The sequence below is a fragment of the Natronoarchaeum philippinense genome (genome assembly GCF_900215575.1).
Classification (GTDB): domain Archaea; phylum Halobacteriota; class Halobacteria; order Halobacteriales; family Natronoarchaeaceae; genus Natronoarchaeum; species Natronoarchaeum philippinense.
In genome coordinates this window covers 329941-345533 of record NZ_OBEJ01000002.1, presented here as the reverse complement: position 1 = coordinate 345533, position 15593 = coordinate 329941, and the positions used below count along the sequence as shown (strand labels likewise).

The window sequence follows — 15593 nt, the reverse complement described above, 5'->3', positions numbered from 1 at the left end:
ACAACCATGGCACGAAGCTTCTACTCGCACATCAAGGACGCCTGGAAGAACCCGGGCGACGGAAAGCTCGCCGAACTGCAGTGGCAGCGCAAGCAGGAATGGCGCGACCAAGGCGCCATCGAACGCGTCGAGCGCCCCACCCGTCTGGACAAGGCCCGCGAACTGGGCTACAAGGCAAAGCAGGGCGTCGTCGTCGCACGCGTCAGCGTCCGCAAGGGCTCGGCCCGCAAGGTCCGACACAAGGCCGGCCGACGCACCAAGCGCCAAGGCGTCAACCGCATCACGCGGCGCAAGAACCTCCAGCGCATCGCCGAGGAGCGCGCCAGCCGGAAGTTCCGCAACCTGCGCGTGCTGAACAGCTACTGGGTTGGCGAGGACGGCAGCCAGAAGTGGCACGAAGTCATCCTTCTGGACCCGAACCACCCCGCGATCGAGAACGACGACGAGCTCAACTGGATCTGCGACGACACCCATCAGGGTCGCGCGTTCCGCGGCAAGACCAGCGCCGGTCAGCGCGGTCGCGGCCAGCAGAACCGCGGCAAGGGTACCGAGCACACCAAGCCCTCGATCAACGGCGACAGCGGCCGCGGCAAGTAGACGCCGCTCCAACTTCTCCCGTATTTTTCAGCCCGCCAGCGGCTGCGCTCTCGGCCGCACTTGTGTGTCTGGACGCCGAAACGACGCTCGCCTGCGGGAGCAGCCCAATGTCGCCCGTTGCGTCGGCACGCTGCTCGTCTATAACTCCGATACGGCACTCGTCCACGGCGTCGTACCGACGACCGATCAGGGCTCGGTCACCGCCTCGGGGACGCGCCAGTCCACGTCGACTAGTCCGTCGGCGTCGCCGCGCAGTCCCTCCCGACTCACCACCTCGAACGTCTCGCCGCTGGCCTCGGGCGTGAACAGCGCCGCCACCATCAGGCGCGCAACGTCGGCCCGCGGGATCGCTCCGGAGACGGTGTCGCCGCCCCGCCCGACGAGCACGTCGCCAGTCGCGGGGTCGTTCGTCAAACGACCCGGCCTGAGGATCGTGTACTCCAGCCCCGACGCCCGGAGGGCGCTCTCGGACGCCGCTTTCGCACGGAGCGTCGCGCGGATCCCCAGCCGGAACGGCAAGGGCATCCCTGGCGCCGAGTTCCCGACGCCGATCGCGCTCTCGTAGACGAACCGGTCGACGCCCTCGGAGATGGCGGCCGTCAGCAGGTTCGCCACCCCGGTGCGGTCGACGAGGTCGCCCCCCAGCAGGTGGCGCGGGCTCGGCCCGGTGCCGACCGCACAGAGCACGGCGTCACAGCCTTCGGCCGCTCGAACCGCGTCGGCAGGGTCGAGCAGGTCGCCGACGACCACCTCGTCGGCGCCGCGGCGCTTCAGTTCGAGTTCTCGGTCGGCCGAGCGCGTCATCGCGCGCACGACGACCCCCGCGTTGCGCAGTTGCGTGAGAATCTCCCGGCCGGTGCCGCCGCTCGCGCCCGCGACGAGTACGCACTCGATCGGTGCGGACATACGCCGCGTACCACGGCGCAGGTCATAAGCGTGGGAACCGGAAAGCGGTTGGTCGGCGAACAGGCTCAAGCGTGATAACGACCAACGCCACCTATGGGAGCGGACGGATTACCACCGGAGACGCGGATGGGGATGGTTACGCTTCGAGTGAACGATCTCGACGAGCAGGTCGAGTTCTATCGGCGCGTCGTCGGCGTCCCGACGGTCGATCGAGAGGGGGATCGGGCGACACTTCGGGCGGGCGAGACCGCGCTCGTCGAGTTGGTCGAGGCTCCGGAGGCGACAGAACGACCCCGGACCGCGGCGGGACTGTTTCATCTAGCGATCCGAGTGCCCGACCGCGGCGCCCTCGCGGACGCGCTGGCACGCGTTCGATCAGAGTGGCGCCTCGCGGGGGCCTCCGACCACGACGCCAGCGAGGCGCTGTACCTGAGCGACCCGGAGGGCAACGGCATCGAGATCTACCGCGACCGACCGCGCGAGGAGTGGACCTACGACGAGGACGGACGGGTCGTGATGACCACCGAACCGCTGGCGTTCGACGCGCTCGACGACGGCGACGCCGACACCGCGCTTCCCGCCGAAACCGACCTCGGGCACGTACACCTCGAAACGTCGGCGCTGGCGCCTTCGCGGGCGTTCTACGTCGACGACCTCGGCTTCGAGGTGTCGGGCGCGTTCGACGACGGCGCCGCGTTCCTGTCGGCCGGTGGATACCACCACCATCTGGCGATCAACACGTGGAACGGGCGGTCCACGCCGGTCGGCGACCACCGTGGACTGACGGCGTTCGAGGTCGTCGTCCCCGACGCCGATGCGCTGGCGGCGGTCGGAGAGCGCTTCGAAACGCGCGGCGTCGATGTCGAACGAGACGATGGCGCGGTGCGGGTCGAAGCACCCGACGGGATCACCGTCCGTGTGCGCGCCGAGGAGTAGCGGTCACGTCCAGCGCGCGCCGGGACCACGCCCAGCGCACGGTGAGATCACGTCCGGCGCGCGTGGACGCCGACGGCTCACGACCGCGGGGCACTTTTCGGGATGGCAGCGCTACGTCGTCACATGAGCCAGACAGGAGCCGAACGGATCACCGTGTTCGCCGACTACGTCTGCCCGTTTTGCTATCTCGGGCGGCAGTCGCTCGACCAGTACCAAGACGAGCGTGAGGAGGAGTTAGAGATCGACTGGCGCCCCTTCGACCTGCGGTCGGGCAAGCGCGGGCCCGACGGCGAAATCGACCACTCGGTCGACGACGGCAAAGACGAAGAATATTTCGAGCAGGCAAAAGAGAACGTCCGGCGGCTACAGGAACGCTACGACGCCGAGATGGAACTCGAGCTATCCCGCGAGATCGACTCGCTGGACGCGCAAGTAGCATCCTACTACGTCAAGGAACACTACCCCTACGAGCGGTGGCTGGCGTTCGACGAGGCGATCTACGCCGCGCTGTGGCAGGAGGGCCGTGATATCGGCGACGCCGACGTGCTGACAGACATCGCCGCCGACGCCGATCTCGATCCCGAGGAGATCGAGGACGCTCTCGACGACGATCGACTGCGCGAGGAGCTCACAGAACAGTTCACTACGGCCCAGCGCCAAGGCGTGACGGGCGTCCCGACGTTCGCCTACGAGGGCCACGCCGCCAGAGGAGCGGTGCCGCCAGAGCAACTGCGGCGTCTGGTCGAAGGCGAGTGAGAATCGAGCGCGGCGTCAGAGCAGCGCCTGCCCGGCGATGACGAACAGGGCCGTCGAGATGAGCGCGAACAGGCTCGCCACGAACAGTTTGAGCGTGCTGGTGTCGAGCGCCGCGGCGACGTAGGGGGCGATCTGGCCGCCGATGACCGTCGCCGGCACGGTGAACACGACCATGTTCCACGGCGTCGACGCGAGGTTCATCGTGCCGTGGCCGACCAGTCCGCCGCCGAACACGTGGGTCAGCGACGCGATGATCGCCGTCGTGGCGACGACGATGTGGTTCGTGCCGATGGCGACGCGAACCGGGATCGACGACGTAAGCATCGAGACGATGCCGATCTCGCCGATACCGAAGCCGGCGACGCCTTGGAAGATTCCGCCGAAGCCGTAGGTTCCGAAGCGACGCAGGTAGCCGGACCGGTCGTACCGGTACTCGTTGCCGTCCTTGTCGACGCGTGTCACTTGGCCGTCGTCGACGGCGACGCCCGCGACGCCGAGCTTGTCGGCGTCGTCCGGGAGCACGCCCTCGGTACCACCGTCTGCCGCGGCGGCCGGGCTATCGTCGGCGTCCTCGCCGGGCGCCTCGTGGCCCAGATCGAGCCGGAAGAGAAGCACCGCCGAGATGACCAGCACGAGCCCCAGCAGCAGCTGGAACACGGGTTCGGGAAGGAAAAACGACAGGAACGCGCCGCCGACGACCAGCGGCAGCGCCCCGGCGACGAGCGCGATCGACAGCCGACGGTCGACCAGCCCGTAGGAGATGAAAGCAAGCGCGGAGCTAGAGAGTCCAAAGGACTCGCTGATCAGGCCGACTTTCACCAGCGTCTGGGAGGACAGCGGATCGGCGAACAGCGGGAAGATGAAGATCAGGAACGGGACGAAAAGCGCCGCACCGCTGATCCCCACGGTGTTCACGATGGTCGCTCCCAGCAGGAAAAACGGGAACAGCCACCAGAACTCTAGCCAGTAGTCGGCGCCAGCACCGGCGGGCGTCGGAGCCGCGGCGTAGACGAGTCCGACGAAAAGCACCGGAGCGGCGAAAACGAACACGTGCTGATACCGCAGGAATGCGGCGATGAACCGGTCGAACGAGGGCGTCGATGGGACGTTCACGGACAGTGACCGACCGTGAGTTGGGGCACACTAAAAAAAGCGCCGCTCCTCAGTGGATGTAATCATTTTCGAATAGCGTCTGTGTGGCCGACGGCGCTGTATCTGGTGTGTGATTCATTATCACTAAATACATCGCGGGAATACCGCTTGGCATGAGCGACCTCGGAAAAATCGACCGCGAGTTCTTCGACGAGTACGTCTACCCGAACCTCGGCGCCGAGCGCGAGGACGTGACGCTCGGACCCCAACACGGCGTGGACTTCGGGGTAGTCGACATGGGCGAGCAGGTCGCCGCGATGGCGACCGATCCGGTGTTCGTGATGCCGTCGCTTGGCTTCGAGCGGGCCGCGTGGTTCGCCGTCCACATCCTGCTGAGCGACGTGGCCGTCTCCGGGCTGGCGCCGACGCATCTCAGCGTCGATCTGAACATGCCCGGCGAGATCACCGACGAGCAGTTCGCCACGCTCTGGGAAACGTTCGACCGCGAGGCGACCGAGCTGGGCGTCAGCATCGTCACGGGTCACACCGGCCGGTACGCCGGCTGTAACTACCCGATGATCGGCGGCGGCACGTCGATCGCGGTCGGCGACGCCGCGGATCTTGTCCGACCCGACGGCGCGCGCCCCGGCGACAAAATCGTCATCACGAAAGGGCCGGCGATCGAGGCGACCGGCCTCCTGTCGATCCAGTTCGAGTCGCTGATGCAGGACGACCTCGACGACGGCGTCATCGAGGACGCCAAAGACCGGTTCTACGACATGAGTCCCGTGACGGACGCGCTGACGGCCGCTCGCGCCGGTCCTGTCAGCGCGATGCACGATGCGACCGAGGGCGGCGTCCACGGCGGCCTCTACGAGATGGCCCGCGCGGCCGGCGTCGGCGTCGAGATCGAGCGCGACGCTGTTCCGGTCCAGCCCGGGGTGCTGGAGGCCTGCGAGTTTTTCGGCATCGATCCGTGGATCTCGATCAGTGAGGGGACGCTGCTGGCCGCCGTGGCGCCGGACGGCGTCGACGACGTGCTGGCCGCGCTCGACGACGAGGGCATCCCCGCCGCCGAAATCGGGACGGTCACGGACGGCTCGGGCCTGACCGTCGACGGCGAGCACGTCGACCATCCCGGTCACGACCCGTTCTGGGCCGCCTTCGAGGAGCACATGGGCAAACTGCAAGACGACGCCTGACTCGCCGCGACGCCGTCGGCCTCCATCACCGATTTGTACGTGCCGCTTATACTGGCGAGTATGAGACGACCAGCACCCGACGAGCGGCCGGTCGCGCTGACCGTCGCCGGGAGCGATTCGGGCGGCGGCGCGGGGATTCAGGCCGATCTGAAGACGATGGACGCCCACGGCGTGTTCGGCACGAGCGCGATCACGGCTGCGACCGCTCAGAACACGACCGGCGTGCAGGGAACGCACGTCCTGCCGGTCGAACAGATCGACGCGCAGATCGACGCCGTCGTCGAGGACTTCGACGTGGGCGCGATCAAGACGGGGATGCTGGCGACCGCGCCCGTGATCGACCTCGTCGCAGAACAGGTCGCCGCCAGCGACGCACCCGCCGTAGTCGATCCGGTGATGGTCGCCAGTTCGGGCGACCGGCTGCTCGACGCCGACGCCGAAGACGCCTACGAGGACCTAATCGCCCGATCCCGGCTCGTGACGCCGAACGCCGACGAGGCCGAGGTGCTGACCGGCCGCCCGCTCGAAACCGTCGCTGACGCCCGCGCTGCCGGCGAGGCGCTCGTCGAACTGGGCGCCGACGCCGCGCTCGTCAAGGGCGGCCATCTCGACGCCGACGCTCGTGAAGACGCCGTCGTCGACCTCCTCGTTACCGAGGAGAGCGCCGAGCGCTTCGAGCACCCCCGCATCGACACCGACGCCACCCACGGCTCGGGCTGTACGCTGTCGAGCGCCGTCGCCGCCCGTCTGGCACGCGGCGAGTCGCTGCGCGATGCGGTCGCCGAGGGCGTCTCGTTCATGGAACGAGCGGTACGCTATCACTACGATGTCGGCGAGGGGCCCGGCGCAGTCAATCACGGCGTCGCACGGAGCGAGCGCGCCGACCGCGCCGCGACTGCCGAAGCGATCGAGGAGGTGCTCGACCGACTCGTGGATTCCGGCGCCCACGCGCTGGCCGAGGAGGGCGGCCTCCAGATCGTCGGCGCGACGCCGTACGCCGAGCGCCCGTCCGAGGTCGCGGGGGTCGAAGGAGGAGTCGGCGGGACGCGGCGAGGACTCCGAGCGAACCGAGGCGTCCGTTTTGGCGTCGCTGACGACGAGGCGACGGTTCTGCTGGGCGTCAGGGAAATCGACCCCGCGACTCGCTTCGCCGCCACTGTCAGGTCGCCCCGTGCGGTCGCCGCGGTCGACGACCTCGACTGGGAGCGAGCGATCTACCGCGCGCCCGACGGCTCGGCCGCCCGCTCCGCGAGCGATGCCGTCGAAACGGCTGTCGACGACGCCGACGGGACGCCGACGGCGCTTCTCGAAGAACGGACGCGCTCGGTCACGGTGCTGGCCGAGCGCTCGTCCGAACTGGCCGAGCGCACGCTGGCGCTCGCGGACGAACTCGATCGAACGGATTGATCAAACGGCCGCTAGGAAAAGAAGGCCGCCTCAGTTCTCGTCGTCGCGGTTCTCGGGCTCCGACTGGACGAACGAGAACATGTCGTCATCGTTCGTCTCGTCGTCTGCCTCGCTGTCCTCGGACTGCTCGTCTGCTTCAGCCGCATCAGCGTCGGCTTCCGCGTCGACGGAATCGTCGTCGTCAGCCGCGTCAGCCTCGCTACCGAGCGTGATCGACTCCGTGCTGTCGTCGGACTCGATATCGCCGAGCGGATCCGGCGCCTCGGCGTCGGCGGCCGACTCGTCGTTCCCGGCCTGTTCGCCGTCGTCGCCGGCAACGGGTGCGCCTTGGTCCTCGGCGGCGTCAGTGCCACCGAGCGGATCACTGTCGAACGGGCTCGTGGACTGGTCGTCGCCAGCGTCGGCTGGCTCGTCTGCAGCGCCCATCGGAGCAGCCGCGCTGTCGGCGTCAGCCGCGTCCTCGGCGTCGTCCGGTTCGGCCGCGTCGTCGGTCGAGCCACCGAGAGCGGTCGCTTCTGTCTCCTGTGCAGTCGTGTCAGTGTGATCCTGTGCAGTCGTATCGGTCGGTTGGTCGCCTCCGGAATCGCTGACCGAAGCGCCGGCGTCGACCACGTCGTCGGACGCCACCGACTCGTTGCTATCGTCCACTGGTTCGGTGCGGTTGAGCGTCGCCGGATCGGCGTCGTCGCTCGCGGGGGCGGTGTCGGACTCGCGGGACTGCACGGAATCGGTCTCCGGCTGTGTCTGCGAGTCGGCGTTGCCGAGCGGATCGTCGAACGTGGCCTCGTTGGCCTCCTCCTCGGGCGTGGCATCGGGCTCAGCGCCCTCTTCGGACGTATCGGCGTCGTCAGGCTCGCCGCCCAAGTCGGCGGCCAGTTCCTCGGCAGACGGCAACGCGTTGTCCTGCCCGTCGGGAAGCTCGGACTGGCCCGGCTCGCGGTCGGCGTCGGTGTCGAAGCGATCGAGCGCCTCGGAGAGCTGGGACGCCTGATTGGCCAGATCAGATGCCGAGCGCGAGACCTCCGTCAGCGCGGTGGTCTGCTCCTCGGCGGCGGCGGCGACGTTTTCGGCTTCGGCGGTGGTCTCCTCGCTGATCGTCGCGGCCTCGTCGACCATGGCGACGACCTGCTGGGTGGAAGCGGCCTGTTGCTGGGTGGCCGCACTGATCTCTTGGACGCCCGTGTTGGTCTCCTGTGCGTAGCCGGCGATCTCCTCGAGCGCGTCGGCGGCCTCGCGCACCGAGTCGGTGTGCTGGGAGACCTCGTTGGAGGTTTTGCGGACCTCCTCGGCCGTGGTGTCGGTCTGGGCCTTGATCTGTTCGAGGCGGTCTTCGATGTCCTCGGCCGCTTCCTTGGTGTCTGCGGCCAGTTCCTTGACCTCCTCTGCGACGACGGCGAAGCCTTCGCCGGACTCGCCCGAGCGGGAGGCCTCGATGTTGGCGTTGAGCGCCAGCATGTTGGTCTGCTCGGCGACCTCGGTAATGAACTCCAGTAGGTCGTCGATCTGGGCGACTTCCTCCTGCAGTTGCTCGATCTCTTCGACCGCTTCCTCGCTCTCGGCCTCGATCGAGTTCATCCCCTCGATCGCCTGCTGGGCGGCTTCGCGGCCTTCCCGGCCCGTGTTGGCGGTCCGTTCGGCGATGTCGGCGACCTCGTTCGACGAGGAGGCGATCTCCTCGATCGTCGTCGAGAGGCCGGACATCTCCTGGCTGACCGACTGCAGGGAGTCGTTCTGGCGCTCGGCGCCGTCGGAAATCTCTTGGATCGACTCGGTCACCTGCTCGCTGGCGGAGCGAACCTCCTCGCTGGAGGCGGTCACCTGCTCGCTTGCGGTGGCGACCTCCGCGGCGAAGTTCTTGAGCTGCTCGGTGGTGGCCTCGATCTCGCCGAGCATCTCGTTGAACGTCCGGCCGATCTGGGTCATCGACTCGTTGTCGCTTTCCGGATCCATCCGAGCGGTCATATCGCCCTCGGCGGCCGCTTCCATGACCTGCTGGTAGTCGTCGGCCTTGGTTTCGAGATGCTCGTTCATCTGTTCGGTCTCGGCCCGTGCCTGCTCGGCCTCCTCGCGGGCCTGCTGGGCTTCGCGTATCTGTTCACGAAGCGCGTCGCGCATGTTGGCGAAGCCGTCGTAGAGCCGGCCGATGTTGTCGATACGGCTGGTCTCGAAGTCGACATCGAGGTTGCCCGACTCCATCTCCTCGGTCTTGGAGGTGAGCCGATCGATCGCAACCGCGGTGTTGCGTCCGAGGATGGCCCCGATCAGACCGATCAGGAGAACGCCGCCGAGCGTCGCACCGATACCGTACTGGCGAACCGTCGAGACGAAGCCGAACGCCTCGTCGGACGGCGTGTGCACCATCACGTACCAATCGGTGCCGATGCTCGACGTTTGGCCGCCGATCTTCTGGGCGCCGACGACGTGGCGCTCGTCGATGATGCCGGCCGTCGAGCCGGTCACCATCGTCTGGGGACTGACCGCGTCCTGTGCCATCTCGAAGGACCGGCTCGAGGTCGGGTACTGCTCGCCGACGAGCGAACCGCCGTCGCGGTCGTGCATGACGACGTTTCCGTCGCTGTCGACGACCGTACTGAAGCTACTGTCGACGTTCGGGTTGTTCAGCTGGCGGGACGCCCCAGAGAGGATCGACTCCCCGACTTCCTGTGCGTTGAACGACATCGCGACGAGGCGGTCGTCGTTGCCGTCGACCGGCGTCGCAAGCGTGATGAAGTAGGTGTCACCGCCCGGGTACGCGGTCGTGACGTGGACGCCCTGCGTGTCGAACGCGGTCGCGTCAACCCACGGGTGGTTCTCGTTGGAGACCGTCTCACCGCGGAGCGACACGTTCGTCGAGGTGACGACGTCACCCGAGTTCCGATTCACCACGTGAATCGCTTCGAGGTGTGTCGATGTCTCGTCGTTCTCGCTGCTGTACCGTTCTAAATAGTCGATGAGATTGCTGATCTCGGTTTCGTTACCGGTGTCGGCGCGAAGCTGATCCTGCCGGGAGAGGATCTTGATGTTGTTAGCTTTGGCCGTTTGCCACCGCTCGACGCTGTCGGCGTCGTTCGAGGCGATGGTGGCGTGATCGCTGCTGACGCTCTGCTCGATCTCGTCCGAAATGACGGCGGTTGCAGCCCCGCCGATGAGACCGATCGAGAGCCCGATTACGATCACAACGATAGCGAATTTTGCCGCATAGCTCCGGCGGATCCTGTTAGGAACCAGCCGTTTGAGAGAATCGAGCATACCGCGTGAGCAATCCCTGAAGCAATATAAATTCATGCATTGGTAAATGATTGGACAGTAGATCGTACAAAGATAGCATATATACGAAACGACGCAGTCAGGGGCCATGCTGCTGGAAAGGCGCCACACGGTCCGGCGGGAGCGTCGGTGACCACGAAGGCGATCGGACGCAGCCGGCTACCGGCCCTCATCCGCGACCAGCAGGATTTTATCCGGACGGCGACGTGGCACCAGTATGACTGAGGCCGAGGGAATCGTGGGGGAGTTCAAGTCGCTCAAGCGGTCGAGCGACGCGGACGTGCTGGCGATGCAGGTCGGTGACTTCTACGAATTTTTCGACGAGGACGCCGAACTCGTCGGGGAGGAGTTGGATCTGAAGACCTCCAAGAAGTCCTCCGGGGGAACCAAGTACCCGATGGCCGGCGTTCCGGTCGCCGAACTGACGCCGTATCTCAAGGCGCTGGTCGAGCGAGGGTATCGCGTCGCCGTCGCCAATCAGCGCGAGACCGACTCCGGGCACGTCCGGGAGATCGAGCGCGTCGCCACGCCGGGGACGCTGCTGGAGACGAGCGACGCCGACGCCCGGTACGTCGCCGCCGTCGTCGAGAGCGGGAGCACCGCCGACTCCCGTTCGGGGGGCGGCGCCGACGCCTACGGGCTGGCCTTCGCCGACGTGACGACGGGACGGTTCTACGTCACCGAAATCGACGGCGACGATCCGCGGGGGAAGACACTGACCGAGCTGTACCGATTCGATCCAGTCGAAGTGCTTCCCGGGCCGGCGGTCCGTGAGGACGACGATCTACTCGGCACCGTCCGCGACCGGACCGGCGCGACGCCGACGCTGTTCGACGCCGACGCGTTCGCGCCCGGCGGGGCCGACCGCGCACTCCGCGAGCAGTTCGGCGCCGAAACCGTCGACAGCGTCGGGATCGACGCCGACGCCGCGATCCGGGCGGCCGGCGCCATCGTCGCCTACGTCGAAGAGACGGGAACTGGCGTGCTGGCGTCGATGACGCGGCTGCAGCGCTACCGGGACGCCGACCACGTCGAACTCGACGCGACGACCCAGCGCAACCTCGAACTGACCGAGACGATGCAGGGCGACCGCTCGGGGTCGCTGTACGACACGATCGACCACACCGTCACCAGTCCGGGCGGGCGCCTGCTCAAGGAGTGGCTCCAGCGCCCACGGCGGTCCCGCGACGTACTCCGACGGCGTCAAGAGAGCGTCGAGGCGCTGGCGGCCGCCGCACTCGCGCGCGAGGAGCTCCGCGAGACGCTGGGCGAGGCCTACGATCTCGAACGGCTGGCGAGCAAGTCGACCCACGGCAGCGCCGACGCCAGAGATCTGCTCGCGGCGCGGGATACGCTCGGCCTGCTGCCCGAACTGGAAGCCGCGATCGACGCCGCGCCACAGCTTGCCGACTCGCCGCTGACCGATATTGTCGACCAACCTGACCGCGAGGCCGCCGCGGAACTGCGCGAGCGACTCGACGCCGCGCTGGCCGAGGACCCGCCCTCGACCGTCCGCGAAGGCGGAATGCTCACGCAGGGGTTCGACGAGGAACTCGACGAGATCATCGAGCGCCACGAACAGGTAGAGGAGTGGTTCGACACGCTCGCCGAACGCGAGCGCGAGGAGTACGGACTCGCTCACGTCAGCGTCGGTCGGAACAAGACTGACGGCTACTACATTCAGGTCGGCAAGTCCGCCGCCGACGGGGTGCCCGAGCACTACGAGAACGTCAAGACGCTCAAAAACTCCGAGCGGTTTGTCACCGACGAACTGGAGGAGAAGGAACGCGAAATCATGCGCCTAGAGGAGCGCCGCGGCGACTTGGAGTACGAACTGTTCTGCGAACTGCGCGACGCCGTCGCCGCGGCAGCCGAGACCTTACAGGACGTGGGACGAGCGATCGCCGAGATCGACGCGCTGGCGAGTCTGGCCGTCCACGCCGTCGGCAACGACTGGACGCGCCCCGAACTCGCCGAGCCGGGCGAGCCCGTCGAAATCGAGCAGGGACGCCATCCCGTCGTCGAGCAGACGACCGACTTCGTCCCCAACGGCGCGAGCCTGACCGACGACCGCCGGTTCCTGATCGTCACCGGCCCCAACATGTCCGGGAAATCGACGTACATGCGCCAGACCGCGCTGATCGTGTTGCTCGCCCAGATCGGCAGTTTCGTGCCGGCCCGGTCGGCGCAGGTCGGGGTAGTCGACGGCATCTACACTCGCGTGGGCGCGCTCGACGAGTTGGCACAGGGGCGCTCGACGTTCATGGTCGAGATGCAAGAGCTCTCGAACATCCTCCACTCGGCGACCGACGAGTCGCTGGTCATCTTGGACGAGGTGGGCCGCGGAACGGCGACGTACGACGGCATCTCGATCGCGTGGGCCGCCACCGAGTATCTGGTCAACGAGATCGGCGCCCGGACGCTGTTTGCGACTCACTACCACGAACTCACCGCGCTGGGCGACCACTTCGACACGGTTGCGAACGTCCACGTCGCCGCCGACGAAACCGACGGCGAAGTCACCTTTCTCCGGACTGTGCGCGACGGGCCGACCGACCGCTCGTACGGCATCCACGTGGCGGATCTTGCTGGCGTTCCCGATCCGGTCGTCGACCGCTCGCAGGACGTGCTCGCCCGGCTGCGCGACGACGAGGCGATCGACATCCGAGGTAGCGGCGGGAGCGGCGGCGAGACGAAACAGGTCGTCTTCGACGTGCAAAGCGGTCAGATGACGACGGCGAGCGCCGACGGCGGGGCGGAATCGGCAGCCCGCGGATCGGCGTCCAACGACGCGGTATCCGGCGTCGAGGGCGGGAGGACGGCGTCCGGCGGCGAAAACAAGAGAACGGCGTCCAAGGACGGATCGGACGACGGCGACGCCGAACTCGACGAGAGCGCCGCCGAAGTGCTCGACGAGCTGGCCGACCTCAGCATCAACGACACCCCGCCGGTCGAGTTGATGGCCAAGGTCCAAGAGTGGCAGGACGAACTCGACGGGGCGTGACCGACTGCGGACCGGCCTGACCACATCCGCTCCGAACCGCGCGTTTTAGTGGGACGACCGCCCACAGTGGAGCATGAATCGAACGCCGTCGTCCGGCCCGACAGGAGAGGTGAGTGCGCCGTGACCGACGCGTCAGACGCCGACGGCGCCGACGCGGACGCGCCCGTCGAGGCCGCATCGGAGATCAGCAAACTGGACGAGCAGACGGTCCAGCGCATCGCGGCCGGCGAGGTCGTCGAGCGGCCCGCCTCCGCGGTGAAAGAACTGGTCGAGAACAGTCTCGACGCCGACGCCGAGCGCATCGAGGTTGCCGTCGAGCGCGGCGGCGTCGAGTCCATCCGCGTGCGCGACGACGGCGTCGGAATGAGCGAAGCCGACGTTCGGGCGGCGGTACGGGAACACACGACGAGCAAGATCGACGACGTCGATGACCTCGACGCCGGCGTCGGAACGCTCGGGTTCCGGGGCGAGGCGTTGAACACCATCGGCGCCGTCTCTCGCACGACGATCACCACGAAGCCCCGCGGCGCCGACGACGCCGGAACCCGGCTGACCTACGTCGGGGGCGAGGTCGAATCGGTCGAACCCGCAGGCTGTCCCGAGGGCACGACGGTCGAAGTCGAGGAGCTGTTTTTCAACACGCCCGCGCGGAAGAAGTACCTCAAGACCGAGGCCACCGAGTTCGCCCACGTCAACCGGGTCGTGACCCAGTACGCGCTGGCCAATCCCGGCGTCGCCGTCTCCCTAGAACACGACGGCCGCGAGGTGTTCGCCACCACCGGCCAAGGCGACTTACAATCGACGCTGCTCGCGGTGTACGGCAAGGACGTCGCCGCGTCGATGATCGGCGTCGACGCCGCGCCCGAGGTCGGCAGCGAGTTCCCCGAGGGCCCCCTCGACGAGGTCTCTGGCTACGTCAGCCACCCCGAAACGACCCGGTCGAGCCGCGAGTACGTCTCGACGTTCGTCAACGGCCGGTACGTCCGCTCGCCCGCGGTGCGCGAGGCCGTCCTCGAATCCTACGGCGGCCAGCTCGCCAGCGACCGGTACCCCTTCGTCGTGCTCTTTTTGGAGGTACCAGCCGAGACGGTCGACGTGAACGTCCACCCGCGCAAAATGGAGATCAGATGGGGCGATGAGGCCGGGGTGCGACGGCAGGTCCGGGCCGCCGTCGAGGACGCGCTGCTCGACCACGGCCTCGTGCGCTCGTCGGCGCCGCGGGGCCGCTCGGCGCCGGAGGAAACCTCGATCGCGCCCGAGGCAGACGCCGACGCGGCGACTGGCGACAGCCACGATGAGAGCGACGTAGCGAGCACCGACGACGGAGCGACCAGCCAGACCGACGCCACGCCCACATCCGAGCCCGCCGACTCGCCCGCAGCGACGCCGGATGCTAGAGCGGGCGACGACGCCGGAAGCGAGGACAGCAGTGACGCATCGGCGACGGCGGCGTCGAACAGCGAGACCGGCGAGACGGCGAGTACCGGACCGTCGTCAGCGGGCGCCGACACGACAACCGACGCAGCGGCCGCCGGTTCTGACGACGCCTCGGTGTCGGCATCGAGCAGCGAACGGTCGACGTTCGGAAGGGAGAGGTCTGCGTTCGACGGGACAGACGCAGACGACTCGACGCTCGACGCCGAGTCCCGATCGTCGGGCAGCGACGCTGAGACAGCGAGTGCCGACTCGGCATCGAACGGCTCCGGTGCGGTCGCCGTCGACGACGGGAAGTTCACCGGCCCCCACGACCAGCGCACGCTCGGCGGCGATGTCGTCGACGACGAACGCCGGTACGACAGCCTCCCGCGGCTCCGCGTGCTGGGACAGTTACAGGACACCTACGTCGTCGCCGAGACCGACGAGGGGCTGGCGCTGATCGACCAGCACGCCGCCGACGAGCGGGTCAACTACGAGCGCCTGAAAGCCGAGTTCGAGGGCGACACCACCGCCCAAGCACTGGCGAGTCCGGTCGAGTTGGAACTCACCGCGGGGGAGGCCGCGCTGTTCGACGAGTACCGCGAAGCGCTGGCGAAACTGGGCTTTTACGCCGAGCGCGACGGCCGGCGAGCCTCCGTCTCGACGGTGCCGGCCGTCCTCGACGAGACGCTGGCGCCCGAGCGCCTGCGAGACGTGCTGACATCCTTCATCGAGGGCGACGCCGACGGCGGGGGCGAAGCCGCCGTCGAATCGCTGGCCGACGAGTTCATCGCAGATCTGGCGTGTTACCCCTCGATCACCGGTAACACGTCGCTGCGGGAGGGGTCGGTCGTCGACCTGCTCGACGCGCTCGACGACTGCGAGAACCCGTGGGCCTGCCCGCACGGCCGCCCGGTCGTCATCGAGGTCGACGGCGAGGAGATCGAGGACCGATTCGAACGCGACTACCCCGGCCACGGCGGTCGGCGGGGATAGCAAGCGCTCGGTGA

10 protein-coding genes are annotated in these 15593 nt (G+C 67.8%); 7 read left to right on the top strand and 3 right to left on the bottom strand.

The genetic code is table 11. From position 1 onward, the window contains the following. Nucleotides 1–6 precede the first annotated feature (6 nt). Nucleotides 7–597: a 50S ribosomal protein L15e gene (locus CRO01_RS08540; protein WP_097008709.1), complete on the top strand. Its 591-nt coding sequence runs from the start codon at nucleotides 7–9 to the stop codon at nucleotides 595–597. A 186-nt stretch (nucleotides 598–783) separates the two neighbouring features. Here the strand turns inward: CRO01_RS08540 and CRO01_RS08535 are convergent, their stop codons facing one another. Continuing rightward, complete coding sequence (locus CRO01_RS08535; RefSeq protein ID WP_097008708.1) at nucleotides 784–1503, bottom strand: NAD(P)-binding oxidoreductase; 720 nt, start codon at nucleotides 1501–1503, stop codon at nucleotides 784–786. A gap of 93 nt (nucleotides 1504–1596) precedes the next feature. On the opposite strand from CRO01_RS08535, the gene CRO01_RS08530 reads away from it, so the two are divergent. Both CRO01_RS08530 and CRO01_RS08525 read left to right on the top strand, forming a co-directional pair. Further along, nucleotides 1597–2439, top strand: a complete 843-nt coding sequence (locus tag CRO01_RS08530; RefSeq protein ID WP_097008707.1) for a VOC family protein — start codon at nucleotides 1597–1599, stop codon at nucleotides 2437–2439. 123 nt (nucleotides 2440–2562) lie between these two features. Further along, entirely contained in the window at nucleotides 2563–3195 is a 633-nt protein-coding gene (locus tag CRO01_RS08525; protein WP_097008706.1) for a DsbA family oxidoreductase, read from the top strand. Nucleotides 3196–3210: 15 nt separating this feature from the next. Here CRO01_RS08525 and CRO01_RS08520 read toward each other — a convergent pair whose 3' ends face one another. Next, nucleotides 3211–4308, bottom strand: coding sequence for a sulfite exporter TauE/SafE family protein (locus CRO01_RS08520; protein WP_218839164.1), 1098 nt, complete (start codon nucleotides 4306–4308; stop codon nucleotides 3211–3213). A gap of 152 nt (nucleotides 4309–4460) precedes the next feature. Between CRO01_RS08520 and CRO01_RS08515 the strand changes: the two genes are divergently transcribed. After that, on the top strand, nucleotides 4461–5489 hold the full coding sequence (locus CRO01_RS08515; RefSeq protein ID WP_097008705.1) for an AIR synthase family protein: 1029 nt from the start codon (nucleotides 4461–4463) through the stop codon (nucleotides 5487–5489). A gap of 60 nt (nucleotides 5490–5549) precedes the next feature. Beyond that, nucleotides 5550–6896, top strand: a complete 1347-nt coding sequence (thiD, locus tag CRO01_RS08510; RefSeq protein ID WP_097008704.1) for a bifunctional hydroxymethylpyrimidine kinase/phosphomethylpyrimidine kinase — start codon at nucleotides 5550–5552, stop codon at nucleotides 6894–6896. 30 nt (nucleotides 6897–6926) lie between these two features. Here thiD and CRO01_RS08505 read toward each other — a convergent pair whose 3' ends face one another. After that, a complete protein-coding gene (locus tag CRO01_RS08505) occupies nucleotides 6927–10145 on the bottom strand; it encodes a methyl-accepting chemotaxis protein (protein WP_097008703.1) in 3219 nt (1072 codons plus the stop codon). 235 nt (nucleotides 10146–10380) lie between these two features. Here CRO01_RS08505 and mutS point away from each other — a divergent pair, with 235 nt between their 5' ends. Together mutS and mutL are read left to right on the top strand one after the other, a co-directional pair. Further along, a complete protein-coding gene (gene mutS, locus CRO01_RS08500; protein WP_097008702.1) occupies nucleotides 10381–13167 on the top strand; it encodes a DNA mismatch repair protein MutS in 2787 nt (928 codons plus the stop codon). A 120-nt stretch (nucleotides 13168–13287) separates the two neighbouring features. Beyond that, a complete protein-coding gene (gene mutL / locus CRO01_RS08495) occupies nucleotides 13288–15579 on the top strand; it encodes a DNA mismatch repair endonuclease MutL (RefSeq protein WP_097008701.1) in 2292 nt (763 codons plus the stop codon). Nucleotides 15580–15593: the final 14 nt, after the last annotated feature.